Annotated in this window: 22 protein-coding genes; 13 read left to right on the top strand and 9 right to left on the bottom strand. The window is 63.3% G+C overall.

The annotated features are described in order from the left end of the window. The first annotated feature begins 442 nt into the window (after nucleotides 1-442). The 3 genes from LPA37_RS21355 to LPA37_RS21345 all read left to right on the top strand — a co-directional run bounded on the left by LPA37_RS21355 (nucleotide 443) and on the right by LPA37_RS21345 (nucleotide 2,267). On the top strand, nucleotides 443-1,087 hold the full coding sequence (locus tag LPA37_RS21355; protein WP_229013664.1) for an MBL fold metallo-hydrolase: 645 nt from the start codon (nucleotides 443-445) through the stop codon (nucleotides 1,085-1,087). Continuing rightward, entirely contained in the window at nucleotides 1,084-1,710 is a 627-nt protein-coding gene (locus LPA37_RS21350; RefSeq protein ID WP_228980199.1) for a 3'-5' exonuclease family protein, read from the top strand. The genes LPA37_RS21355 and LPA37_RS21350 overlap by 4 nt, the downstream gene beginning before the upstream one ends. A gap of 98 nt (nucleotides 1,711-1,808) precedes the next feature. Next, nucleotides 1,809-2,267: an Lrp/AsnC family transcriptional regulator gene (locus tag LPA37_RS21345; protein ID WP_074263115.1), complete on the top strand. Its 459-nt coding sequence runs from the start codon at nucleotides 1,809-1,811 to the stop codon at nucleotides 2,265-2,267. Nucleotides 2,268-2,352: 85 nt separating this feature from the next. Here LPA37_RS21345 and LPA37_RS21340 read toward each other — a convergent pair whose 3' ends face one another. The 3 genes from LPA37_RS21340 to LPA37_RS21330 form a co-directional block, all read right to left on the bottom strand. After that, nucleotides 2,353-3,594 carry a cation diffusion facilitator family transporter gene (locus LPA37_RS21340; protein ID WP_229013669.1) on the bottom strand — a complete coding sequence of 414 codons (1,242 nt, stop codon included), beginning with the start codon at nucleotides 3,592-3,594 and terminating at the stop codon, nucleotides 2,353-2,355. Between the two features lie 277 nt (nucleotides 3,595-3,871). Continuing rightward, the gene (locus tag LPA37_RS21335) at nucleotides 3,872-4,171 is read right to left on the bottom strand and encodes an H-NS histone family protein (protein ID WP_090527228.1); all 300 of its coding nucleotides are present in this window, start codon (nucleotides 4,169-4,171) and stop codon (nucleotides 3,872-3,874) included. A 392-nt stretch (nucleotides 4,172-4,563) separates the two neighbouring features. Next, nucleotides 4,564-5,226 (bottom strand): HugZ family pyridoxamine 5'-phosphate oxidase, encoded by a 663-nt coding sequence (locus LPA37_RS21330; RefSeq protein ID WP_228980195.1) that lies wholly within the window; start codon nucleotides 5,224-5,226, stop codon nucleotides 4,564-4,566. 173 nt (nucleotides 5,227-5,399) lie between these two features. On the opposite strand from LPA37_RS21330, the gene LPA37_RS21325 reads away from it, so the two are divergent. Continuing rightward, a complete protein-coding gene (locus LPA37_RS21325; RefSeq protein ID WP_228980193.1) occupies nucleotides 5,400-6,611 on the top strand; it encodes an MFS transporter in 1,212 nt (403 codons plus the stop codon). A 158-nt stretch (nucleotides 6,612-6,769) separates the two neighbouring features. Here the strand turns inward: LPA37_RS21325 and LPA37_RS21320 are convergent, their stop codons facing one another. Then, nucleotides 6,770-7,915: a branched-chain amino acid ABC transporter substrate-binding protein gene (locus LPA37_RS21320; RefSeq protein WP_228980191.1), complete on the bottom strand. Its 1,146-nt coding sequence runs from the start codon at nucleotides 7,913-7,915 to the stop codon at nucleotides 6,770-6,772. 578 nt (nucleotides 7,916-8,493) lie between these two features. Here LPA37_RS21320 and LPA37_RS21315 point away from each other — a divergent pair. Together LPA37_RS21315 and LPA37_RS21310 are read left to right on the top strand one after the other, a co-directional pair. Next, nucleotides 8,494-9,192, top strand: coding sequence for a dienelactone hydrolase family protein (locus tag LPA37_RS21315; RefSeq protein ID WP_228980188.1), 699 nt, complete (start codon nucleotides 8,494-8,496; stop codon nucleotides 9,190-9,192). Between the two features lie 159 nt (nucleotides 9,193-9,351). Continuing rightward, on the top strand, nucleotides 9,352-10,869 hold the full coding sequence (locus LPA37_RS21310) for an amidase (RefSeq protein WP_229013663.1): 1,518 nt from the start codon (nucleotides 9,352-9,354) through the stop codon (nucleotides 10,867-10,869). A gap of 54 nt (nucleotides 10,870-10,923) precedes the next feature. Here the strand turns inward: LPA37_RS21310 and LPA37_RS21305 are convergent, their stop codons facing one another. After that, on the bottom strand, nucleotides 10,924-12,204 hold the full coding sequence (locus tag LPA37_RS21305; RefSeq protein WP_228980184.1) for an MFS transporter: 1,281 nt from the start codon (nucleotides 12,202-12,204) through the stop codon (nucleotides 10,924-10,926). Between LPA37_RS21305 and LPA37_RS21300 the strand changes: the two genes are divergently transcribed. Beyond that, a complete protein-coding gene (locus LPA37_RS21300; RefSeq protein ID WP_228980182.1) occupies nucleotides 12,164-12,466 on the top strand; it encodes a hypothetical protein in 303 nt (100 codons plus the stop codon). The two genes, LPA37_RS21305 and LPA37_RS21300, sit on opposite strands and share 41 nt — an antisense overlap. 70 nt (nucleotides 12,467-12,536) lie before the next feature. On the opposite strand, the gene LPA37_RS21295 is transcribed toward LPA37_RS21300, so the two are convergent. The 3 genes from LPA37_RS21295 to LPA37_RS21285 all read right to left on the bottom strand — a co-directional run bounded on the left by LPA37_RS21295 (nucleotide 12,537) and on the right by LPA37_RS21285 (nucleotide 15,520). After that, nucleotides 12,537-12,848, bottom strand: coding sequence for a high-potential iron-sulfur protein (locus tag LPA37_RS21295; protein WP_228980180.1), 312 nt, complete (start codon nucleotides 12,846-12,848; stop codon nucleotides 12,537-12,539). Nucleotides 12,849-13,058: 210 nt separating this feature from the next. Beyond that, nucleotides 13,059-14,165 carry an NAD(P)/FAD-dependent oxidoreductase gene (locus LPA37_RS21290; protein ID WP_228980177.1) on the bottom strand — a complete coding sequence of 369 codons (1,107 nt, stop codon included), beginning with the start codon at nucleotides 14,163-14,165 and terminating at the stop codon, nucleotides 13,059-13,061. A 377-nt stretch (nucleotides 14,166-14,542) separates the two neighbouring features. Next, on the bottom strand, nucleotides 14,543-15,520 hold the full coding sequence (locus LPA37_RS21285; protein ID WP_228980176.1) for an AAA family ATPase: 978 nt from the start codon (nucleotides 15,518-15,520) through the stop codon (nucleotides 14,543-14,545). Between the two features lie 365 nt (nucleotides 15,521-15,885). Here LPA37_RS21285 and LPA37_RS21280 point away from each other — a divergent pair, with 365 nt between their 5' ends. Both LPA37_RS21280 and LPA37_RS21275 read left to right on the top strand, forming a co-directional pair. Further along, complete coding sequence (locus tag LPA37_RS21280) at nucleotides 15,886-16,392, top strand: hypothetical protein (protein ID WP_228980174.1); 507 nt, start codon at nucleotides 15,886-15,888, stop codon at nucleotides 16,390-16,392. Between the two features lie 31 nt (nucleotides 16,393-16,423). Continuing rightward, nucleotides 16,424-17,221, top strand: coding sequence for an endonuclease/exonuclease/phosphatase family protein (locus LPA37_RS21275; RefSeq protein ID WP_228980172.1), 798 nt, complete (start codon nucleotides 16,424-16,426; stop codon nucleotides 17,219-17,221). 37 nt (nucleotides 17,222-17,258) lie between these two features. Here LPA37_RS21275 and LPA37_RS21270 read toward each other — a convergent pair whose 3' ends face one another. Next, entirely contained in the window at nucleotides 17,259-18,230 is a 972-nt protein-coding gene (locus LPA37_RS21270) for an aldose 1-epimerase (RefSeq protein WP_229013662.1), read from the bottom strand. A 320-nt stretch (nucleotides 18,231-18,550) separates the two neighbouring features. On the opposite strand from LPA37_RS21270, the gene LPA37_RS21265 reads away from it, so the two are divergent. The 4 genes from LPA37_RS21265 (at nucleotide 18,551) to LPA37_RS21250 (ending at nucleotide 23,794) form a co-directional block, all read left to right on the top strand. Further along, entirely contained in the window at nucleotides 18,551-19,603 is a 1,053-nt protein-coding gene (locus tag LPA37_RS21265; protein WP_229013661.1) for a LacI family DNA-binding transcriptional regulator, read from the top strand. Between the two features lie 115 nt (nucleotides 19,604-19,718). Then, entirely contained in the window at nucleotides 19,719-20,723 is a 1,005-nt protein-coding gene (locus LPA37_RS21260; protein WP_228980169.1) for an ABC transporter substrate-binding protein, read from the top strand. Nucleotides 20,724-21,243: 520 nt separating this feature from the next. Next, nucleotides 21,244-22,809, top strand: a complete 1,566-nt coding sequence (locus LPA37_RS21255; protein WP_229013668.1) for a sugar ABC transporter ATP-binding protein — start codon at nucleotides 21,244-21,246, stop codon at nucleotides 22,807-22,809. Further along, on the top strand, nucleotides 22,799-23,794 hold the full coding sequence (locus tag LPA37_RS21250) for an ABC transporter permease (protein WP_229013660.1): 996 nt from the start codon (nucleotides 22,799-22,801) through the stop codon (nucleotides 23,792-23,794). The genes LPA37_RS21255 and LPA37_RS21250 overlap by 11 nt, the downstream gene beginning before the upstream one ends. The last annotated feature ends 21 nt before the right edge of the window (nucleotides 23,795-23,815 follow it).

The following is a 23,815-nucleotide window of genomic DNA, read 5'->3' as shown; positions in this document are numbered from 1 at the left end:
CTGACCAGACCCCACAAGCCGCCATCGAACGTGGCAATCACGTTCTTGCGCGCCAGAAACGGCGGGCAGGAACGGCGGCGTAGGCCCCATCCAGCGGCACGGCAGCTAGGCCGTTGCAGACGCGTTGCGCCTGGCTGGACAAGACGTGCGCATCGACCTCAGTCGATGCTTGATTTGCCGTCAAAACAGCACGGCACAAACTTGACGGCGATTAAAAACACCCGCTCAAAAAAGGGTGACATATCGCCAATTGACAGCACGGCTTCCGTGCATGATGTAGTCATTATACCCAAAACACATTGTCGGCGCCCTGGACCACCCCGATCCGTCATTCATTTTCACTATGGATGTAAAAATGGGCATTGTCGATATGTCGTCTGGCCGGGCGGCGGCGGCTTCCGGCGGCCGGTACAATCGGGCTTTTGCAGCGGCCCGCGTCCTTATGAAAGTCACCCTGATTTCTGTCACCCCGTTCCAGCAGAACAGCTCGCTGCTTGTTTGCGAAGCGACCGGGCGCGCTGCTGTGGTCGACCCTGGCGGCGACCTCGACATCATCCAGCGGGAGGTCGAGCGGCAGAACGTGACGGTCGAAAAGGTGCTGCTTACCCACGGCCATATCGACCACTGCGCCGGCGCGAAAACGCTGGCCGATCATTACGGCGTGAAGATCGAGGGGCCACACGAAGACGAGCGCTTCTGGATCGACCAGCTGCCGGCACAGAGCGCGCGCTTCGGCTTTCCCGCAGCGCAGGCGTTCGAGCCCGACCGCTGGCTGCAGGACGGCGAAACGGTGAGCTTTGGCAATGAAACGCTCGAGGTGTACCACTGCCCGGGGCATACGCCGGGCCATGTGATCTTCTTCAGCCGCGGGCATCGGCTTGCGATCGTCGGAGATGTGCTGTTCGCCGGCTCGATTGGCCGCACCGATTTTCCACGCGGCAATCACGGCGACCTGATTCGCGCGATCCGCGAAAAACTCTGGCCGCTCGGCGACGACGTGACATTCGTGCCCGGTCACGGGCCAACATCGACGTTCGGCGCCGAACGCCGCACGAATCCGTACGTCGCGGACGGAGCCAACGCATGACCGCCGAAATCTATGTGAGCACGGATGTCGAAGCGGACGGCCCGATTCCCGGTCCGCATTCCATGTTGAGTTTCGCCTCGGCGGCCTACACCGCCGACAAAAAGCTGATCGCCACATTTTCCGCGAACCTGGCGTTGCTGGAAGGCGCGGCGCCGCATCCGGTGCAGGCCGCGTGGTGGCAAACCCAGCCGGACGCATGGGCGGCATGCCGCAAGGACCTGCAGCAACCCGACTCGGCGCTCAATGCCTACGTCGAATGGGTCGAGGCGCTGCCCGGCAAGCCCGTGTTCGTCGCGATGCCGGCGGGCTTCGATTTCACGTTCATGTTCTGGTACATGATGCGCTTCACGGGGCGCTGTCCCTTCTCGTGGTCCGCGCTCGATATCAAGACGCTCGCGTTCGCGATGACGGGGCTGCCGTACCGCAAGTGCATCAAGCCACGCTTTCCGAAGCACTGGTTCGACGACCACCCGCACACGCATGTCGCGCTGGACGACGCGATCGAACAGGGCGCGCTTTTCTGCAACATGCTGGCGGAATTGCGCGCCGCGCAACAATCCGCCGCGCAAGCCGCTGATAGGGACGCCTCAGGACAAAACGTCGCCGGTGAACCGGCAAATTAGGTAATCTCCCTCGTCAAGCGCGTTTTACATTGCGTTTCGTTTTTGCGACCTCTACCATTCAGATTCAGGGACATGGCGACGCAAAAACGGAGGCGCAGTTGACACTCGATACGTTCTCGCAAAAAATCCTGCGCCTCTTGCAGCTCGATGCACGCCGTTCCGTGCAGGAAATCTCCGATCAGGTCGGGCTGTCGAGCACGCCGTGCTGGCGCCGGATCAAGGATATGGAACAGTCCGGCGTGATCCAGCGCTACACCGCGCTACTCGATCGCGAAAAACTCGGTCTGCACGTCTGCGCACTTGCGCACATCCATCTCACGCGCCACACGGAAGGCGGCGTCGAACAGTTCGAGCGTGAGATCGCTACCTGCCCCGAAGTCACCGAGTGCTACAGCACAACCGGCGAATCCGACTACATCCTTAAAATCGTGGCGCCCGACATCAAGGCGTACGACGCGTTTCTGCATGAGCGCATCTTCAAGATTCCCGCCGTCGCGCAGGTGCGTACGAGCGTCGTGTTGCGCGAAATCAAGTTCGATACGCAATTGCCGCTTTAAACGCGCGTCGACCACCGCGCCATTGAACTGATCGTCGCATCGCGACGCGCGGATTGCACTCATGTGCGGAGCGGTATTGGCCGCTTCAATCCGCGTCGTGACGCTCGTGTTCGAGAGGTTGCGCGTCCGGCGCCACCGATGCGCCCGATGGTGCCGCTGACGCATCGACCACCGTCAGCGCCCGCGCGACGCTCAACCTTCGCGCGCCGAGCCTGCGCTTCAGGCCGGCCAGATCGAGCGATCCGGCAAGCTCGACACCCTCCGAGGCATGACCGTCGTCGGTAGCGGGAGGCAACGTCACCTCGACATCCAGTCCTGTACTGAGATAGTGAAGATTGATCGCCTGTGGCTTCATCTGATGCGCCGCAAACGCCGCTTCGATCTCGGTGACGATCTGCGCGCGCGGCGGCAGATTGACCGGCGGCCTCGCGAGGGCATCGTTTTCGGGATCGACATGAATCAGCGCATCGAGCACGCGCTGGTCTTTCAGCACCCGGATGCGCGCCGATTCAGCGATGTAATGCCCTTCCGAAACCGAAATGCCCGGATCGACCAGAATGTGCGCGTCGACGAGCGCGAAATCGCCCATCTTGCGTGTGCGCAGTTCGTGCACGTCACGCACGCCGGGCGTGGCCATCAGGAGCGCGCGCACGTCGTCGGCGGAGGCTTCGTCGAGTGCGCGGTCGGACAGATCCTGGAGCGCCTCCCAGCCGAATACCCAGCCCATGCGGGCAACCATGAAGCCGACGATCGCCGCCGCGATCGGATCGAGCAGACGCACACCCGCAAGGCTTCCGAGAATACCGAGCGCGACGACCAGCGACGACGCCGCGTCCGAGCGCGCGTGCCACGCGTTGGCGATGAGCATGGCCGAGCGCACGCGCTTCGCCTCGCGCAACATGTAGTGAAAGAGGCTTTCCTTCGAAACGAGCACCACCACCGCGATGACGAACGCGCTGATATGGACGGCCGGAATATCGTCGAGACTGGCGAGACGCGTTCCGGCACGCCACAACATGCCAACGCCCACAGCGATCAGCAATCCGCCGAGAAACAGCGACGCCACGGTTTCATAGCGGCTGTGCCCGTAATTGTGATCGGCGTCGGGTTTCGCGCCGCTATGCCGGTTCGCGAGCAGGACGATGAAATCGGAAACCAGATCGGCGAGCGAATGCACGCCGTCCGCAACGAGCGCCTGCGAATGGGCAATCACACCAATCGTAATCTGGAACGACATCAGCACGGCATTGAGCACGATACTGACGAACGTGCTCCGGCGTGCAACCTGATGCTTTTCCGCGGAAGAATCGACGGCGGTGAGCGGCATACAAAATGAAAGGAAAATATTGAACGTGTTCATTTTACCGGGCATCGCGTGACAGGGAAGTTAACTATAAAAATTTCCCTTTCAAATCAGCCGGTTATAAAAACACGAAGCATTCGTATTCCGATCGCCTGAGGAATACCAGCAGCGTAGCGTGTGAGCGGTGCGTCAAAACGCGGGCAATAAAAAACCGCACTCCTTGCGGTAGCGCGGTTTTCCCGGTGCGGCAATCGTTTACCGATTCGGACGCTGCATGGCAACGGATCGAAACAGGATGTGCCTATCGTGCGATCAGAAACTTTTCGCGGTCCTTGCCTGCAATCCAGCGCGGTGGCTTGCCACGGCCGGACCAGGTGCTGCCGCTATCCGGATCGCGATATTTCGGCGCCACGCCAGCGCGCGGACGACCAACCTTTGCAGCCTTCCCACGACCGCCGCCGAGCTCGGCAAGCGTAATACCGTAGTCAGCCATTTTCTGCTTGATTTCGTTCAGCACTTCCGCATATTCACGCGACTTCGCTTCTTCGATCTGCTTTTCCAGCTTCTCTCGCTGAGCGAGTAGTTCCTTGTACGAAGACATAGATTCCCTTGTGGTTCGGTTAATTGGCGGCCGGTCTTTTGCCTGCTCGCTGTAAGTAGATGTTCATGCCTCGGAATTTTGCTGGCGAGATTAACACAAAATAGAAACAGGAGAAAAGCCGTTGAAGAAAATTATTATTGTCCGTTTCAGAATACTTCACGTGTTGCCTTCACGTTCACGAATCTGGCATTTGGCAGCAATTCATATTTCACTGAAGAAAATTGCGAGTCATCTCATGAATATCACGATTACTTCTCAAATCATGAAAATAAGTCCAGATATTTAACCGCAACATCTCATCCCATGGGAACTTTCCCCGGTATCAAGGTAAACAATGGTGCGGTCACCAACCTTCAAACCGCTTGTTTAGGTGTTTTCCCGAAACAAGGCATTTAATCGGCGTGTCGCTCGATGCAGTCCGCCAGCGCGTCGTGCAAGCTGGCGGAATCCAGTTTCGGCGCGTCGAACATAAAGCGCGTGCGATGGCCGCCGATTTTCAGGTCGGCGCCGTAACGATCGATACCCGCGAGGTCGAGTTCGCCGCCGCGCCCCGGATGGTGATCGAAGAATTCCGTCAGCGCGGATTCTTCATCCGGTGAGAGTGGATCGAGCGGGTCGAGATCGCCCGCGTCGAGCCAGCCCATCGCGCCAAAGCCGCCGATATAGCGTATCCGCTCCAGCGACATCTGCCAGAACGTGAAATCGCCAAGCGTCAGATACTGTTCAGCGTCCGGGTGATAACGCAGATAGCGCTGCACGCGTTCCGGCGTGGGATCGACCGCTTCGAAGGTCCCGAGCAGCGTGACGCGCGGACTGTTCAGCACATCGCCTTCGGGCGCGTGCACGACCAGGAACCCGGCGCGCGGGTCGGCCTGCAGATTCCGCGTGTGTTCCGCGAGCCGGCTGACGAGGATCGTCGGCCGGTGATTCGCATCGGGTGCGAACGGCAGTACGGTCGGATAGGGATACCCTTGAGGCTGGCGCGCGCGCGTAGCCAGGGTGCCGACGGCGACCTGATGAAGCAGATGCAGCGGCGCGTGTGCGGGAATATTCAAGCGGACGACCTCCGGAAGGGGCGTGAAAACCGCCGGCGCACCGGTTTCAACACATGCCGGCGGATCGACATGGAAGTAGATAGTAGTTCAGCGGATTCACACGCGGGTCCGCCTGCTTCGATAGAATCGTCATTTCGCTTTCAGCGCGCTTTCTCTTTCAGAACGGAAATTCCGTGTCCGACCGTCCTTCCGCTTTCGCCACCCCGCCCGCCGCCCACAGCAGTCTGCCGGACGCCGCGCGCGAGCGCGCACGCTATGCAACGATGGCGCTCTTCTTCGTCGCCGGCATGATGTACGGCTCGTGGGGTGTTCACGTGCCTACCGTGCGCGACCGTTTCCACCTGAATCCGGCGATGCTGTCTTTCGCGCTGCTGGCCGTCGCGGTCGGATCGATCGTCGCGATGGCGACCAATGCGAAATGGATCGCGCGCGTCGGCACACGGCGAGCGTGCCTGACCGGCGGGCTTGCGATGTCGTTTGCCGGGATGCTGATTCTCGTCGTGCCGATGTACTGGATGTTGCTGGCCGTGCTGGCCGCGTTCGGCGCGGCGATGGCGACGCTCGATGTGGCCATGAACGCCGAAGCCAGCGCGGTCGAGGAAGCACTGGCGCGGCCGATCATGTCGTCGCTGCACGGCGTGTTCAGCGTGGGCGGGATGGCCGGTGCGGTGGTGGGTGGCGCGGTGCTGTCGTGGGGCATGGCGCCGGCGGTGCATCTGCTGCTCGCGGGCGGGCTGTGCGCGCTGGTGCTGGTGGTTGCGTGTCCCGCCGTGCTGCCGCACGTGCCACATCACGAACGGGCCGACGCCGGCACGCCGCGCGTGAACCGCTGGCGCTCGCCGGCGTTGTGGGCACTGGGTGGCATCGCGCTGATCGCGCTGGTGGCCGAGGGCGCGATGTACGACTGGGCGACGGTCTATATGCGCGACGTCGTGCTGTCGACGCCGGCCGTCGCAAGCGCGGCATACGCCGCGTTTTCGGGCGGCATGGCCGCCGCGCGCTTCGCGGGCGACGCTGTGCGTGCGCGTTTTGGCGCGCCGCAACTGATCATGGCGAGCGCATCGCTCGCGTGCGCCGGCATGATCGGCGCACTGCTGCTGCCATACCCGGTGGCCGCGCTAACTGGCTTTACGCTAATGGGTCTCGGGCTCGCGAACATGATGCCGGTGCTGTTCGCGGCGGCCGCGCGCGTCGAAGGCGTCCACGCGGCCGAAGGGCTCGCGCACGTCGCGGGGCTCGCGTACTTCGGGTTGCTGCTCGGACCGGTTGTGATCGGGGGTGTCACGCAGGTGACGAGCCTGCCGATCGGCCTTTCGGTGGTCGCGCTGTGCGCGGCGCTCGTGGCGATCGTCGGCCCCAGGGTGCTGCGCTGGCTGAAAATCTGATTGCCGGCGGCTAGCTGTTGTTCGTCACGCTCTCACGTCGTCATTCGCACGCATCCGGTTCATCGCACCATGAAAAAAGCACGCGAAACTTGCGCTTCGCGTGCCTTTCATGACTTCGCGTGAGACCAGGCAAGCCTGGCCCACATCGAACGCCGGTATTACATCTTCACTACGTCGAGCAGCGTCTTCTTGCCTGCCTTGTAGTTGTACAGCGAGATCACGCCGTGCTTCAGGTCGCCCTTGGAGTCGAACGTGGTTTCGCCGATCACACCCTTGTAGTCGGTGCTCGGCATTTCTGCCAGGATCTTTGCCGGATCCGTCGAGTTCGCACGCTTCATCGCGTCGACAATGATGTACACAGCGTCATACGTGAACGGAGCGTAGATCTGGATCGGCTGACCGAAACGCTTCTGATACTTGGCGAGGAACGCTGCACCGCCAGCCATCTTCTCGAGCGCCATACCGGCTTCCGAGCAGACGATGTTGTCCGTGGCCTCACCGGCGAGGTCCGCCAGCTTGTCGGTACACACGCCGTCACCCGCCAGCACCTTCGCGCGCAGGCCAAGCTGCTTGGCTTGCTTGGCGAACGGGCCGCCGGTTGCATCCATACCGCCGTACATGATCGCGTCCGGGTTTTCGCCCTTGATCTTCGTCAGAATCGCGCGGAAGTCGACAGCCTTGTCGTTCGTCGCGTCATGCGACATCACGTTCATGCCCAGCGACTTGGCGGTCTTTTCGAATTCGTTGGCGAGACCCTGGCCGTAAGCGGTCGAGTCGTCGACGATCGCGACGCTCTTCACTTTCATGCCCTTGGCTGCGTAGTTAGCCAGCGCCGGACCTTGTTGCGCATCGGTTGCAACGACGCGGTAGGTCGTCTTGAAACCCTGTTGCGTGTAAGCCGGGTTCGTTGCCGACGGCGAGATCTGCACGATGCCCGCATCGCTGTAGATCTTCGATGCCGGGATCGACGTGCCCGAGTTCAGGTGGCCCACCACTGCCACAACCTTGTCGTCGACCAGCTTCTGTGCGACCTGCGTAGCCGTACGTGGGTCAGCTGCGTCGTCCTGCGCATCCAGTTCGAGCGTGATTTTCTGGCCGCCGATCGTCAGGCCCTTTGCATTGATTTCCTCAACTGCCAGACGTGCGCCGTTTTCGTTGTCCTTACCCAGGTGGGCGATACCGCCCGTCAGCGGTGCAACGTGACCGATCTTGACGATCGTGTCGGCTGCAGCCGATGTTGCCAACGTCGCGAACAGCATCGCCGCAGCGCTGATCGGCAACAGCTTTTGAATCTTGATGTTCATATAAGTCTCCAGTTTCGGTCCCAAAAACAACGTAATCGCCCTGTGTTCCCCGCTTCCTGCACGTGTCTTCATCCCGTGGACGATCACGCCGGTTGCATCGTTCATGCACTTGGCCAGCACGTCAGCCGGTCTGTTTTTGGCAGATGGCTACCCGTACTTGCGGGCAAGTGTAGGCCATCAAATTAATTTGCGGGAATTTTTTGAGAAAGTGGGATCACTACTAATAGCGTTTATCCCACACGTCTTGAACCGGCGCTTCGCCGCCCCCCGGAAACGCTTGGCCCATGCGGGTTTGCGCGATACAAGGGTTTGCTCTATAAAGATTGCACTAAAGGTTGGCGACGCCATTACCGTTAATGTTTCGAATGCGCCCGCACTGCTTCGATCACTTCGCAAAAGCGGCGAATTTCGTCGTCGGGACGCGCATCATGCCGCCCCGTTGCCGATCCCGCACGCACGACCGGCAGGCGGTCCGTCGCAGCGCGCCCGGGGCCGCTGCAACATGCCGCGTTTGGTGGCACACTGACCGCCCGCTTTTGCCGCCATGGCCATGGCTTCCCCCCTTCAAGGAGATCGATGTGAGCGTGACTTCCCAATGGATCGACATCGCTGCCGGTAATGACAGCTTTCAGGGCTATCTGGCGCTGCCGAAGCGCGGATCGGGTCCGGCCGTCATCATCATTCAGGAAATTTTCGGCGTGAACAGCCACATCCGGGCTGTTGCCGATCAATATGCGCAGGACGGTTACGTCGCGCTTGCGCCGGACATCTTCTGGCGCACGCAGCCGCGCGTGGAACTGACCTACACAGGCGCGGACCGCGACAGGGGCATCGAGATCCTGCAAAAGACGGATGTCGAGCTCGCCGTCGCGGACATCGGCGCGAGCGCCGCGGCGCTGCGCGCGTTGCCGGAGGTGAAAGGCAAGGTCGCGGCGATCGGCTACTGCTTCGGCGGCCGGCTCGCCTATCTCGCGGCCGCGCAGGGCACCATCGACGCAGCCGTGTCCTACTACGGCGGCGGCATCCAGAACCGGCTCGAAGAAGCATCGAAGATCAAGGTGCCAATGCAGTTCCACTACGCCGAACTCGACCACGGTATTCCGATCGATGCGGTGGGCCAGGTGAAGGAGCGCTTCGTCGGTCGCGACGACGTCGAATTCCATCTGTATCCGAACGCCGATCACGGCTTCAACTGCACGGACCGCGATTCGTACAACCCGCGCGCCGCCGCACTCGCGCACGGCCGCACGCTGACGTTCCTCGGCGAGCATCTGTAAGCCGTTTTCATCGCGCGTATCACGCCGAAACCGCCGGCGGCATGATCCGTCATGCCGCCGGCGGCAGCCACGGCGCGCGAGCAGAGGTTAGTCCGGCATTCAATACAGACGTCATCTCGACGCCATACATATCACCATTCATCCGCGGGGGCGCCGGTCGTGCAATCCGATTATCTGTCTCATGACGCCATCGGTCTCGCCGAACTCGTGCGCAAGCGCGAAGTCACCGCGCGTGAGCTGCTGGACACCGCGATCGCCCGCGCCGAAGCGGTCAATCCCGCGATCAACGCGCTCGTGCTGAAAGACTATGACGCCGCGCGCCAGCGCGCGTCCGCGTCCGCATCGGCCGATGCGGCGAACGACGGCGTCCCCCAACACAACGGCGATGCGGGCGGCGCACTCGCCGGTGTGCCTTATCTGATCAAGGATCTCGCACCTGTCGCCGGCCTGCGGATGTCGCTCGGCAGCCGCCACTACCGCTACTTCGTCCCCGCCGAAGACGCGCCCATCGTCACGCTGAGCCGTGCCGCCGGCCTCAATATCTTCGGCAAGACGAGCACATCCGAGATCGGCCAGATGCCCTACACGGAGCCCGAACTGTTCGGCCCGTGCCGCAATCCGTGGAGCCTCGATCACACGCCCGGCGGTTCGAGCGGCGGCGCGGCGGCCGCGGTCGCCGCCGGCATCGTGCCGATCGCGCACGCGTCCGACGGCGGCGGCTCGATACGCATTCCCGCGTCCTGCTGCGGGCTGTTCGGCTTCAAGCCGTCACGCGGCAGGCAACCGCCCGCGCCCGTGCAGATGCCCGGCGAACTCGGCGTCGATCACGCCGTTTCGCGCAGCGTGCGCGACAGCGCGTTGCTGCTCGATCTCACCGCCGGCAATGCCGCGCTGCCCCAGGGCGCGCCGGGCACGTTTCTCGGCGCAACTGGTGAGCCGTGCAAGCCGCTTCACATCGCCTACGTCACCGACCCGATGCTCGCACCCGCGCTGTCGGCCGACACACGTGCCGCGCTCGAAGACGCCGCGCAGCTCGCCGCATCGCTGGGTCACCATGTCGAACCCGTTTCGCTGGGGATCGATTTCGACGCTGTCCGGCATGCGTTCCTGACGATCTGGTCGGTGATCGCGAAAGACGTCGTGCTGGACGCGGAGCGCACGACAGGACGCAAACCGCAGCGCGGCGAATTCGAAATTGCTTCGTGGGCGATGGCGCACATCGGCCGCAAGCTCGGCGAGCGTGCATTGCCCGGCGCGCTGGAAGAACAGCAGCGCATTACCGCGAAAATGGCCGACCTGCTGACGCGCTACGACGTGATCCTGTGCGCGACGCTCGCGGCCGCGCCGATCAAGATCGGCGAGATGCTGCCGACGCAGGTCGAACGCATGCAGATGCGCGCGCTCACCACGATGCCCATCGAAGCGCTGATGAAGAAAATGCTGGTGGAAACGTCGAACAAGGCGTTCGCGTGGGCCGGCTGCACCGAACTATTCAATCTGACGGGTCAACCCGCGATGTCGGTGCCGCTTTACTGGAACGCGCGCGGACTGCCCGTCGGCGTGCAGTTCGCAACGCGCGACGGCGGCGAGGCAACGCTCTTTCGTCTTGCCGCGCAACTCGAGGCGGCACGTCCGTGGTTCGATCGCCGTCCGCCGTTGATGCAGGCGCGAGACTGATCGATCGCGCGGATTGCCGTGGTCACGCGCGCGTTCCTCGCGACGCTCGGGATTTCATGCCGGCTTGCGCCGCGCGTCGAGGTCCGCGTGACGCATCGCCGGAATGCATGCCACCGCGACGATCGAAATCGCGAGGCCGCCCATCACGTAGTAAGTCGGCGCGAGCGGCGTATCGGTGGTCTTGATGAGCCATGTCACGAAGAACGGTCCGAAGCCGCCGAACACCATCACCGCGATGTTGTAGGCGAGCGATAACCCGGTGGAGCGCACGTTCGCCGGGAACAGTTCCGCGATCATCGCGCCGAACGGGCCGAAGTAACCCGACAGCGCCACCGAAAGCATCGCCTGCACGAGGATCAGCTTCGAGACGCTCGGCGCGGCTTCGAGCCACGAGAAAAGCGGATAGATCATCACGAGCGTGATGATCAGCGACCACAACGCCAGACCCTTGCGTCCGATGCGATCGGAGAGTGCGCCGGCAACCGGACACAGCACGGTCAGCAGCAGGTTGCCCACGATCAGCGCAAGGAACGGGTCTGCATACGGCAGCTTCAGCTGCTTGACCGCGAACGTCGGCAGATAGCTGATGAGCACATAGATCGTCACCGTCAGCGCGATCACCGAGCCGAGTCCGCACAGGATTTCGCGGCTGTGGCTTTTGAAGACTTCGCCGAGCGTCGCGCGCCGGGCGGTCTGTTTCGCGTGCAGGAACGCTTCGGAATCGGCAAGATTGCGGCGGATATAAAACCCGATCGGTCCGATCACGAGGCCGACGATGAACGGCACGCGCCAGCCCCATGCCCTGAGCGCTTCGGGTGAAAGGCCGCGCGTCACCGCCGCGCCCACTACCGCGCCGAGCAGCAGCGCGGCTGCCTGGCTCGCCATCTGGAAGCTGCCGTAAAAGCCGCGCTTCGAAAACGGCGCGGCTTCGATCAGAAGGGCCGTCGAGCTGCCGAATTCGCCGCCCGCGGAGAAGCCTTGCAACAGCCGGCCCACGACGATCATCACCGGCGCGCCAATGCCGATCGCCGAATACGGCGGTGCGATCGCAAGCAGGAAAATGCCGAGCGTCATCAGCGCGATGACAAGTGAAAGCGCCGCTTTGCGACCCGCGCGATCCGCGTACAGACCCAGCACGATGCCGCCGACCGGCCGCATGACGAACGCGACGCCAAAACTCGCGGTAGTGAGAAGCAGCGACGAATATTCGCTGCCGGAAGGGAAAAACAGTCCGGCGATGACAACCGTGAGGAAGCCGAATACGACGAAGTCGTACCATTCGAGCGCATTGCCGATGACAGCCGCGATCACCGCGCGCGTATTGAGGCTTTTCAACGCCTGTCTCGATGCGCCTTTTGATGCGCTTGTTGATGCTGATGCGACTTTCGGCGCACCCTTCGACGTTTCTTTTGACGCGTGTGCCATCCGGATCTCCAGCCTTCGTAAGGTGTCCCGTCGTGCGTTGCCGCCGGCGGGTCTTGTCACCGGCAAGCGCGTCGATCGCAAATGCCCTGCGAGTGTAAAGATCGTCGTAGGTGTTTTCAACTATAAAAAAGCGCCGGTCGCATTATGCGACCGGCGCCTGCCGATCCGGTGAAGCCGCTTCGCGGGGGAGATGCTGCCCTGCTTTTCCGCAAGATCCAGCCGCAGTGCGGCCCGCGAGACGATCAGGCCTTCTTGTTATATGCGCTGCACCAGCCGGTCGCGGCCACCTGCTTGCCGGCGAACATCGGGCAACCGCCATACGGATCGCCCGCCTTGCCCTGGAAGAAGCTGCAGTTTCCGCAGTCCTGGCCGGCCGCGTATTTGGCGAACTTCGCCTTGTCGACCTTGCTCGCGTCTGTCTTGTAGCCGAGCGCCTGCGCGGTCGGATCGTTTTCGGTGACTTTCGGGGCGTCGGCGAACGCCTGGCGGGACAGTGCGAGCGACGACGCAACGCCAAGGCTCGTGATCAGAAACGTACGACGGGATGACTTCATGGGGGACTCACTCCATGTTATTGAACTGAACGCCGTTCTAACGACAGCGGTTTCCAAGAATAACAATGAAGCGGGCACGGGTCAGCCCAAATGTCAGGGATAAGCAAATTCATAGCGGCTGCGCGAATCCGCGCAGCCTCGCGATTCTGCGTCGTTTCGCCTGCGCCCGGCCTGTCGCAGCCATCGTTCACGCGAAACGCAGCCTGCGGTTCAGGCGCGTCCGGCCAGTTCGCAGACGCGCTGCGCGATCGCCAGCGAGGCCGTCAATCCAGGCGATTCGATACCGAACAGGTTGACGAGTCCGCGCACACCGTGCGCTGCCGGCCCCTGAATCAGGAAATCGGCTGCAGGCTCGCCGGGGCCGGAGAGTTTCGGACGAATGCCCGCATACGCCGGCTGCAGTGCGCCATCCGGCAATTGCGGCCAGTACGCGCGGATCGCGGCGTAAAACGACTCGGCTCGACGCGGATCGACGTCATAGCTGATCGTGTCGACCCATTCGACGTCGGGGCCGAAACGCGCCTGGCCGCCCAGGTCGATCGTCAGATGAACACCGAGCCCGGCATCGTTCGGCATCGGATAGATCAGCCGGCTGAAGGGCGCACGCCCGGACACGCTGAAGTAATTGCCGCGCGCCAGATAGAGCGGCGGCACGTGCCGCGCATCGAGACCACGGATGCTGCACGCGAGCCGGTTCGCCTGCAGGCCGGCGCTGTTGATGACGCATGCGGCGCTGATCGTCGTCGGCGCGACGCCGCCGACCTTGATGACGAAACGTCCGTTGTTCGCCTCGACGGCGTCGACCGGCGCGTGAAACGCGAACATCGCGCCGCTGCGCCCGGCGTCGCCTTGCAGCGCGAGCATCAGTTGATGGCTGTCGACGATGCCCGTCTGCGGCGAGAACACCGCCTCCACGCATTCGAGCGCGGGTTCGAGCGCACGCGCCTCATCGCCGCTGATGCGCACGAGATCAAGTACGCCGTTTTCCTTGCCGCGCGCGAGAATGCTGTCGAGTTGCGGCACCTGGTTGCGCGCCGTCGCGACGAGCAGCTTGCCGCAGCGTTGATGCGGCACACCATGCGTCTCGCAGTAGTCGTAGAGCATTTCGCGGCCGCGCACGCACAGCGACGCCTTGAGCGAGCCGCGCGGGTAATAGAGGCCTGCGTGAATCACTTCGCTGTTGCGCGAGCTCGTTCCGACGCCGATCGCTTCGGCCGCTTCGAGCACGATCACTTCCCGTCCGCGCGCCGCCAGCGCGCGCGCCACGGCGAGGCCGATCACGCCTGCGCCGATTACTACACATTCGATTTGGTCCATGTCCCTTGACGCGAATTTTGCCCGCGCTACCTGCCCGCGCTACCTGATCGACCGATGAATTCCGAAAACAGGATGCGGCCGTTTCGCGCGTCGCACCGCGCGTTGTCGAACGTATCTCCTGTACTGATCAAAATTGTACGTCGGCGTTCAGAACGCGGAATGCAGAATGCCCGCGACCTTGTGGACGGCCGGCTCGCTGGCATCAGCTATCAAAAATCCAGATCGATAAAATAAATTGACTATTTCTGTAAAGAGAATAATCCGGCATCCGGAACGATGAAAAGCGCATGAATCTTTGCCGCCCGGACAGAAAAACCGCCCGAGAGCGGTTTTTTTGCATAAAACGACGTAAAAGCCGGGTCAAACACGACATTTTGTCAAAACCCGATCGGTTTGCGGCGAGCGCCAGAGTCGAGCCGGATATGCGCGACGCCGATCTCGTCGCAACTGTCGATGCGTGCAGCGCCGAAACCATTGAGGATCGCGCGACGCATCTCCCGGGGCGAAGCCTGCGCGAGCGCATCGAGCGTGGCGTCGCCGAGTTCGGCGGGAAAGCGCTGGCCCCAGCCGTGCGCCGAGCGGATCTCGTGATAGATCGCCTGCGCGATCCGGCGCGCGCCGTCGCGGTCGGGCGGCGAAATCTCGTAGACGTTCATGCGGTTCAGGATCGGCTCCGGAATACCGCGCGCACTGTTGGCGGTGGCGATCCAGATCACGTGCGCGGCATTGATCGGCACCTCGGCGAATTCGTCGATGAAGGTCTGCGCCGTGTCGTGCTCCAGCAGTGCATAGAGCGCGCCGAGCGGGTCGTATTGCGCGTCTCCGGTGGCCTTGTCGATTTCGTCGACGGCAATCACCGGGTTCGCGAAAGTACCGCGCACGAGCGCCTCGAACACCTTGCCCGGCTTCGCGTTTTTCCACTGCGACGATGCACCCGACAGAATCCAGCCGGCCGTGAGCGAACTCATCGCCACGTAGTGATACGACGTGCCGAGCAGCCGCGACAGCTGCTTCGCAAAATGCGTCTTGCCGATGCCCGGATCGCCGAGCAGCAGAATCGGCATCAGTTCGAGGCGGTCTTCGGTTTCGAGACACAGCGCGACCTGACGGCGCACGTCGTCGAGCGGCTCCGCGAAGTTGGGCAACGCGCCGATCAGATCGTCGATCGACGGCATCCGGTTCGGCTTCACGCAAAAGCGCAGATTGCCGACCTTCAGCATCATTTCGTAGGTGGCGCGCAGCGCGTCGTTCGCGCCTTCGCTGAGATCGTTCAACGCCGTCTCGACCCGATCGAGGTCATAGACCTGGCTGAACGACGCCACCGCGATTTCCTGTCTGACCATGGCTGTCGTCATCGCTCACCCCGTTTTTGTGCGTATCTGCCGGGCTTTACCGCCGCGGCGACACCGGCATGACGTCGCCTGATTTTCAGTGTATCGAGACCCTGTCCGCTTGCAAGCGAGCAGCCGGAAGGGTGTGCTGCTAACAGCGCCACCGCCCGCGCAGCCGCGCTGAAACCCGTCCGCGGACGGGGGAACGCCGCGTGCGTCCATCGCGAATCAGGTGTCGGAACAGTTGAAGTGCGGCCTGTGCGTCACCACCTGAAACAGGGCGTTGCTGAACCCCGCCCCGTACCCTGTGTCAGAAATCGATTGGCCCGATCGAGCGTAAGATGGGCGCCTGCCCATCCCGCCGGAAGCAGCCTTCCCGGAGATTCTTCATGTGGAAAACCCGCGTCGTCGCCGTGATGTTCGGCACTGCGTCGCTCATGATCCAGACTCACGCCGGGGCGCAGCAGCGCCCCGCGCAGCAGTCGGTGCAGTGGCAGTTACAGGTCGTCAGCGACGGTCAGCAGATCGACGCATTCGATGGCACGACGACCGTCGGCCAGGCGCGCACGGATACGCATCACCACGTGGTGACGCACAACGTCGGCTGCAAGGATGCGCCGGGCGGCAGCATCGATCTGTCCCGCACACTGACCGTTTCGCCACTGCAGGCTTCGGCGACCGAAGTCACGCTCGCGATCGACGCGCAGGAAACCATCGAGGAACCCGGCGCGCGCCAGACGGATACGGGCTGCAAGCTGCCGCCGCAGCCGCGTCGGGTTGCGGCGAGCCATCCCGGGCTGACGGTGCCGGACGGCCAGTGGGTCACCTGGACTATCGTCGACAAGGACCCGACACTGGTCTACCGTGTAAAGGCGAGCCTCGTGACCAACCCCTGACATTGACGAAAGAAGAAGCGGATAACGCGGCATGCGAAACCCCGAAGAACTGATACGCGAGAACGCGCATCCCAAGGATTTCATCGCGGTGAGCTGGAACCTGCACAAAGGTCGCTCGCCGCTTGGCCTGCAGGCCTGGCAGGCGATGCAGCGCTGGGTTCAGTCGACCCACGCGGATGCCTATTTTCTGCAGGAAGCCATGGCGCGGCGGATGCCGTCGCCGGTGCTGTCATCAAATTTCGGCGCGCCGCTGGGCGAGCCCATCGACGATATCTGGCATTGCCAGGCCACCGAAATCGCGAGTTCGCTGCAATTGCAGATCGCGCTCGGCACCAATGTGTTCAAGCCTTCGTGGCGACACGGCAATGCCATTCTGTCGCCCCATCCGCTCGATCTGGGCGGACGCTGGGACATTTCCGCACATCGCTTCGAGCGGCGCGGCCTGCTGGTTGCGCGCGCGACGTTTGCCGGTCACTCGGTGACGCTGCTGTGTGCGCACCTCGCGCTGACGCGCGCCGCCCGGCTGCGTCAGATGAACTGGATCGCGCACTGGATCGCGAAGGAAGCGCCGACCGGCCCGCTCGTGCTCGCCGGCGATTTCAACGACTGGCGCAACGATTCCGTGCCGCTTTTCGCCGAACACGGCCTGCACGAAGTCGCGACGCTGCTCGGCGAATCCGCGCGCACGTTCCCGGCGTTCTCACCGGCGCTCGCGCTCGACAAGATGTTCGTGCGCGACATGAAGCCGATCGAATGGATCCAGCCTGCGCAGGAAACCGCGTGGCTGTCGGATCATCTGCCGTATATGGCGCGGCTTCAGGTGGGTTGAGGCGCTTGTAATCCCGCTGTCGCAGCCCGCGTTCCGTTTAGTACCTGGCGGGCGTCCAGTGCAACACGCCGGTGATCGATTCGCCGGGTTTCAGCACGCAGCCGCCAACGTTTTCCCGCGCGTCAGCCGGTGAATTGAAGCAGTCGGTCGTATTCGACACCGGCTCGACACACAGCAGCGCCTCGCTCGCGGGCGCGAACACCACCATCTGCCCGAACGTCTCGTCGGCGGTGAGCGTCAGCTTGCGATGCTCGTCCGTCCACGCGATCACCGCCTCGCGCTTCCAGCCCGTGAAGTTGTTGTCGAGATCGAACGCGTCGGCGGACAGCCCGTCGCGCAGCGCATCGACGGCAGGATGCGCGCCCAGATGCGTCGGCAGCACGTCCGGATCGGCGTGCCACATTGCATCGACGGATGCCGTCACCACGGTATTCGCGGTGCGCGGGTAATAAGGATGATGTCCCATGCCGAACGGCATTGCACGATCGGCCAGGTTGCGCGCGCCCAGCGTCACACGCAGCACGTCGCCGATCAGCTCGATTATCTGCCGCGCCTGATATGCAAACGGCCAGTCGCCCGGAATCGAAGCGTCGGGCGTGTGTTCCAGATGCAGTTCGACGGACTTCGCGGTCTGCTTGCCGACGCGCCACGCGCGCCGCCACGCGTTGCCGTGCAGCGCATGCGCGAACGTGTTGCCGTCGCCGGAGAGGTCGATCGACTGGCCGTCGAAATCGAAGCGCGCGTCGCGAATGCGGTTGCAATACGGCAACAGCGGAAAACTCGCCATCTGAAGCGGGTTGCGCGCGTCGAGCGCAGCGCGGGTCGCCGGGCGCATCCAGTGAACCGGGCCCGCATCAGTCGTCTCGAAGTACGCCGCGATCGAGCCACCGATCCGCGGCGCCACGCGCAGTTCCGTGTTGCCGCTGCGAAGCGCGATGAGCGACGGGTCGTCGAGCGCCGCGTCGGCTGATGCACTGTCGGAAGAGGGATTCGGGAAAGCATTGCGCATTGTTGTTCTCGAAAGACGGCAGACGCCTTCTTGTGTCGTGTCGCATGCCGCGCGACAGGCGCAGCCGGCGCGCCTCCAAGGCTCGCGCGACCGAGAATCGCACGGCGCAGCGCCTTTCGTCAATATTATTAGTAATAATTCATGCACTAACGAGCCAGCCGGAAGACCTTCATGGAACCGGCGCGCACGGGTTAGCGCGCGTTGCCCGACGCATATTATTAGTGGTACCGTCAGACCGCCGACGCCTTCGGCGTCACCTGTTTTTGCCGCTGTCACCCGCGGTTTGCTCAATGAAAAAATCGACTCAAAGACGTCCGACGATGACCGACATCGCCAAGCTCACTGGCGTGTCGCAATCGACTGTCTCACTCGTTCTCAACAACGCCACCGGCGCCAAATTTTCCGAAGCCACGCGCAACAAGGTGCTGAAGGCCGCGGCCGACCTCGGCTACCGTCTGTCGACGCGCGATGCCGTTCAACCGTCGAAGGACGAGCGCAGCCTGATCGTCTACATCGCCGACGAAATCTCGACGAGCCCGCATCCGGTCGTCAACATCGACGGCGCGCGCGATGCCGCGTATGCACACGGCAAGATGCTCGCGGTCTACTCCACACACGGCAACGCCGACATCGAGCAGCAGGTGCTCGAAGCCGCACTTGCCAGCCCGAACGTATTCGGCGTCATCTATGCGACGGTGTACACGCGCAAGGTCAGCCCGCCGGCCGCGCTGTCGCAGGTTCCGACCGTTCTGCTCAACTGCTACACGAGCGAAGGCGGCTTCTCCTCGGTGGTGCCGGCGGAGGTCGCGGGCGGCCATGTCGCGACCGAATATCTGCTGCGCGCGGGACACCGGCGCATCGGTTATATCAACGGCGAACACTGGCAGGACGCCGCGAAGGATCGCCTCAAGGGCTATCGCACCGCGCTCGCCACGGCCGACCTGCCGTTCGCGCAGGAGATGGTCCGCGACGGCGACTGGAGTTCGGGCACCGGCTTCGAACAGACGCTTTCGCTAATGCGCGAACCCAATCCGCCCACCGCGATTTTTTGCGCGAACGACCTGATGGCGCTCGGCGCCATCGAGGCGTTAAAGCAGCTCGGGCATCGCGTGCCGGAAGACGTTTCCGTGCTCGGCTACGACGATCAGGAAATCGCGCGCCACACCCATCCCCCGCTTTCGACCGTCGTGCTGCCGAACTATGAACTCGGTCGCTGGGCCGTCGAAACGCTGCTGCAGGACGAGCACAACCGCGCCGCCGGCGCGCCCGTCCGGCATCGCATGGTAAAGCTCGACGGACCGCTCGTGGAGCGCGCCTCTGTTAGGGTAATTACTGAAGAAATATCGCCTGTAATTAATATTATTAGTGATTGACCAATAATAATTTGCGATGGAATAATCGACGTACCCGGACGATGTGACAAACGCGTCGCTGAGACCGGTGCATCGCAAAGCAAAAAGCAATTAAACCAAAGCACTGGAGGAAGACATGGCGTCGCTCAAGCAAAAGCGTCCGCAGCGGGTACGTCCGCTCGTCGGATCGGTTCTGGCACTGGCAATCGGCTTCGGCATCTCGACGGCGCACGCCGACGACGCCCTGCCCAAACTGCCGCACAAGACACCGCTGAAGGTCGGCTTCGCGCAGACCGAAAGCAACAACCCGTGGCGTCTCGCGGAAACGAAGAGTTTCAAGGACGTGGCAGCAAAATGCGGCTGGCAGCTCGTCCTGACGGACGCCAACAGCTCGAACTCCAAACAGGTTTCGGACATCCAGAACATGATCGCGCAGCACGTCGATCTGCTGGTATTCCCGCCGCGCGAGGAAAAGCCGCTCGCACCAGTCGTGCTGCAGGCAAAAAAGGCTGGCATTCCGGTGATCCTCGTCGACCGTGACGTCGACCAGTCGGTGGCGAAGGCGGGCCGCGACTACATCACGTTCATCGGCTCGGACTTCATCGATCAGGGCCACCGCGCCGCTGACTGGCTCGTCAAGGCGACGGGCGGCAAGGCGAAGATCATCGAACTCGAAGGCACGACGGGCGCCTCCGCTGCGAACGACCGCAAGAAGGGCTTCGACGAAATCATCGCGAAGAATCCGGGCATGACGATCATCGCTTCGCAAAGCGGCGACTTCGCGCGTGACAAGGGTCGTCAGGTCATGGAAACGCTGTTGCAGGCGCATCCGGATGTGACCGCCGTCTACGCGCACAACGACGAAATGGCGCTCGGCGCGATCGCCGCGATCAAGGCCGCCGGCAAGCAGCCGGGCAAGGACATCCAGATCGTGACGATCGACGGCACCAAGGGCGGCATGGACGCCATCGCAGCCGGCGAACTCGGCGCAAGCGTGCAGTCGAGCCCGTTCTTCGGCCCGCTCGCCTGCGATGTCGCGCAACGCTATGCGAAGGGAGAAAAGATCCCGACGTGGGTGAAGGTGTCCGACCGCTTCTACGACAAGAGCAACATCAAGGAAAGCATGCAGTACGGCTACTAGGCGTATTCGCCTCGCAAGCCGGATCAGGAAACGAAGGGCAGGTGAACCGGAGACGGGCCGTTCCGGGCTGGACCTGCAACCGGATGCCGCGGCGTCCGGCTAGCGGGAGGGTTCGAGGCGACGTGTCCGCGCCAGCGCGGAACGTCGCTTCGCTTTGTCAGCGCTTGCACACGGCGGCTGGCGGACGCCGGCTGGCGCACGGAACCGGCCTGTGCGGCACTCGCCGCAACGCTCTTTTTGCGCCGGCCCGCGACTCGCGCAATACTGGCGCGGTACGCCAGTCCGGTCGCCGCCCGCCGCATCCCGATCGATGCCGGTCGATGAAAGAAGGATCGCCGCGCGCCGCCCTGCCGGCACGCGCGCACCGGACGATCCTCCACGCATTCATGCACCTGCGCACACCGGTTCCCGGGCATACGCCACGGGGAACGGGAACACGCATCAGGAGACACACGTGACGCATACCGGTACCGGATTCCAGGCCACCGGGCCACAGCCTGGGCAGCCGCCCCTGCTGGAGATGCAGGACATCCAGATCAGCTTCGGCGGCGTGCCCGCGTTGCGCAGCGCGCAACTGAGCGTGGCCGCCGGCGAGGTGCATGCATTGATCGGCCAGAACGGCGCCGGCAAGTCGACGATGATCAAGATCCTCACCGGCGCGTATCGCCGCTCGGGCGGGACCGTGCGCTTCGAAGGGCGCGAGATCGATTTCCGCACGCCGAAGGAAGCACGTGAAGCGGGCATCAGCACGATCTATCAGGAGATCAACCTCGTGCCGTTCCGCTCGGTCGCGGAGAACATCTTCCTCGGTCGCGAGCCGCGTCGCTTTGGTCTCATCGACTGGCGGGCGGTGCAGCAACGCGCCGCCGCGCTGCTCGAATCGTTCGGCTTGCAGATCGACGTGAAGAAGCCTGTTGGCAGCCATTCGACGGCGATCCAGCAGATGGTCGCGCTCGCGCGCGCCGTGTCGACCGACGCGAAGATGGTCATCATGGACGAGTCGACTTCGTCGCTCGACGAACGCGAGGTGGAACTGCTCTTTAACGTCGTGCGCAAGCTGCGCGACGACGGCCGTGCGGTGATCTTCGTGTCGCACCGGCTGGACGAACTGTATGCGCTGTGCGATCGCGTCACCGTGATGCGCGACGGTCAGACGGTCGCGCAAAGCGCGATGGCCGACATGGGCAAGCTGCAGCTCGTCACGACGATGCTCGGCCGCACGCTCGCCGCCGTCGTGCAGGACGACACCGCCGCGCGCGAAGCGAACCTCGCGCGGCGCGGCGCGCAAACCCTCTCGGCGAAAAATCTCGCCGCGCATCCGAAAGTGAACGACGTCTCGCTCGACGTCCACGCGGGCGAAGCGGTCGGCCTCGCGGGCCTGCTCGGCTCGGGCCGCACGGAAACGATGCGCCTGCTGTTCGGCGCCGATCCGGCGACGCGCGGCGTGCTCGAAATCGACGGCAAGACAGTCGCGCTCAAGTCGCCGCAGGACGCCATCGCGCGCGGCCTCGCGTATCTCACCGAGGACCGCAAGCTCGAAGGCATCGTCCCCGAACTGTCGGTGCGCGACAACCTCACGCTGGTCTGCCTGCGCACGCTGTCGAAACACGGCATCGTCGATGTGAAAAAGCAGCAGGAGATCGTGGACCAGTTCATCGCGTCGCTCGGCATCAAGCTGCGCTCGCCCGACCAGCCGATCCGCGAACTCTCGGGCGGCAACCAGCAGAAAGTGCTGCTCGCGCGCTGGCTCGCGACGCAACCCCGCGTGCTGCTGCTCGACGAACCGACGCGCGGCATCGACGTCGGCGCGAAAGCCGACGTCGCGAAGATCGTGCGCGAGCTGCGCGACGCCGGGCTCGCGGTCTTGATGTCGGCATCGGAACTGGAAGAACTGACCGCCGTGGCGGACCGCGCCGTCGTGATTCGCGACGGCCGCACGGTCGCCGAACTGAATGGCGGCGAAATGAATGAGGCATCGATCATGGACGCGATTGCGTACGGCAGCGACGGCACGTCGCAACTGTCGGAAGCCGTCGGCGCGGCGCACGTGGAAGACGCAGTGGAGGGCCCACGTCATGGCGCATGAGTCGTTGCGTAACGAACCCGCGGCGTCAGTGCCCGCATCGGACACGAAAACGAAGGCGCGCCGCCGCATTCCGATCCAGCGCGAGATCGTCGTGCTGCTCGCGATGCTGCTCTTCAACCTGATCTTCACGCCGCACTTCTGGTCGCTGCAGACGTTCAACGTCAACCTGACGCAGGTCGTGACGATCGTGATTGTCGGCATCGGCATGACGCTGGTAGTCGCGACAGGCGGCATCGATCTTTCCGTGGGCGCCTCGATGGCGATTTCCGGGGCGCTCGCGCCGATGCTCTTCATGAACATCGACGGTCCGCTGGGCATCGCGCTCGCGTTCACGCTGCCGGTGCTCGCCGCTGCCGCGTGCGGCGTATTCAACGGCCTGCTGGTCACGCGATTGTCGGTGCAGCCGATTGTCGCGACGCTCGTGCTGTTCATCGCCGGGCGTGGCATCGCGCAGGTCGTCACCGACGGCAGCCTGCAGGCGTTCAACAATCCCGCGTTCCAGTGGATCGCGCTCGGCAAGGTGGGCGGCATACCGTTCCAGGTGCTGCTGATGTTCGCGCTGGTGTGCCTGTTCGTATGGATCGTGCGCAAGACGCTGTTCGGCCAGTACCTGCTCGTCACCGGCGGCAACGAGAAAGCGGCGTACCTCTGCGGCGTGCCGACGGCCCGCGTGAAACTGATCGCGTACACCGTCTGCGCGGCGCTCTCCGGGCTCGCCGGGCTCATCTCGATTTCGGTGAATTCATCGTCGGATGCGAACGTGGTCGGACTTGGCATCGAACTCGATGCGATCGCGGCGGTCGCGGTGGGCGGTACGTCGTTGATGGGCGGCAAGGCGTATATCGGCGGCACGCTGATCGGCGCGTTGATCATCCAGCTGCTGCGCTACACGCTGCTCGCGCATGGCATCCCGGACGCCGCCGCGCTCGTGGTGAAGGCCGGCATCATCATTGCCGCGGTGTACGTGCAGCGCCGCGCGCGCTGACAGCCACACAGGATTTCATAG

Source organism: Paraburkholderia gardini (genome assembly GCF_907164545.1).
Taxonomy (GTDB): Bacteria; Pseudomonadota; Gammaproteobacteria; order Burkholderiales; family Burkholderiaceae; genus Paraburkholderia; species Paraburkholderia gardini.
Note: the sequence above shows the minus strand (reverse complement) of the source record. Positions and strands in the feature narration are given on the sequence as shown.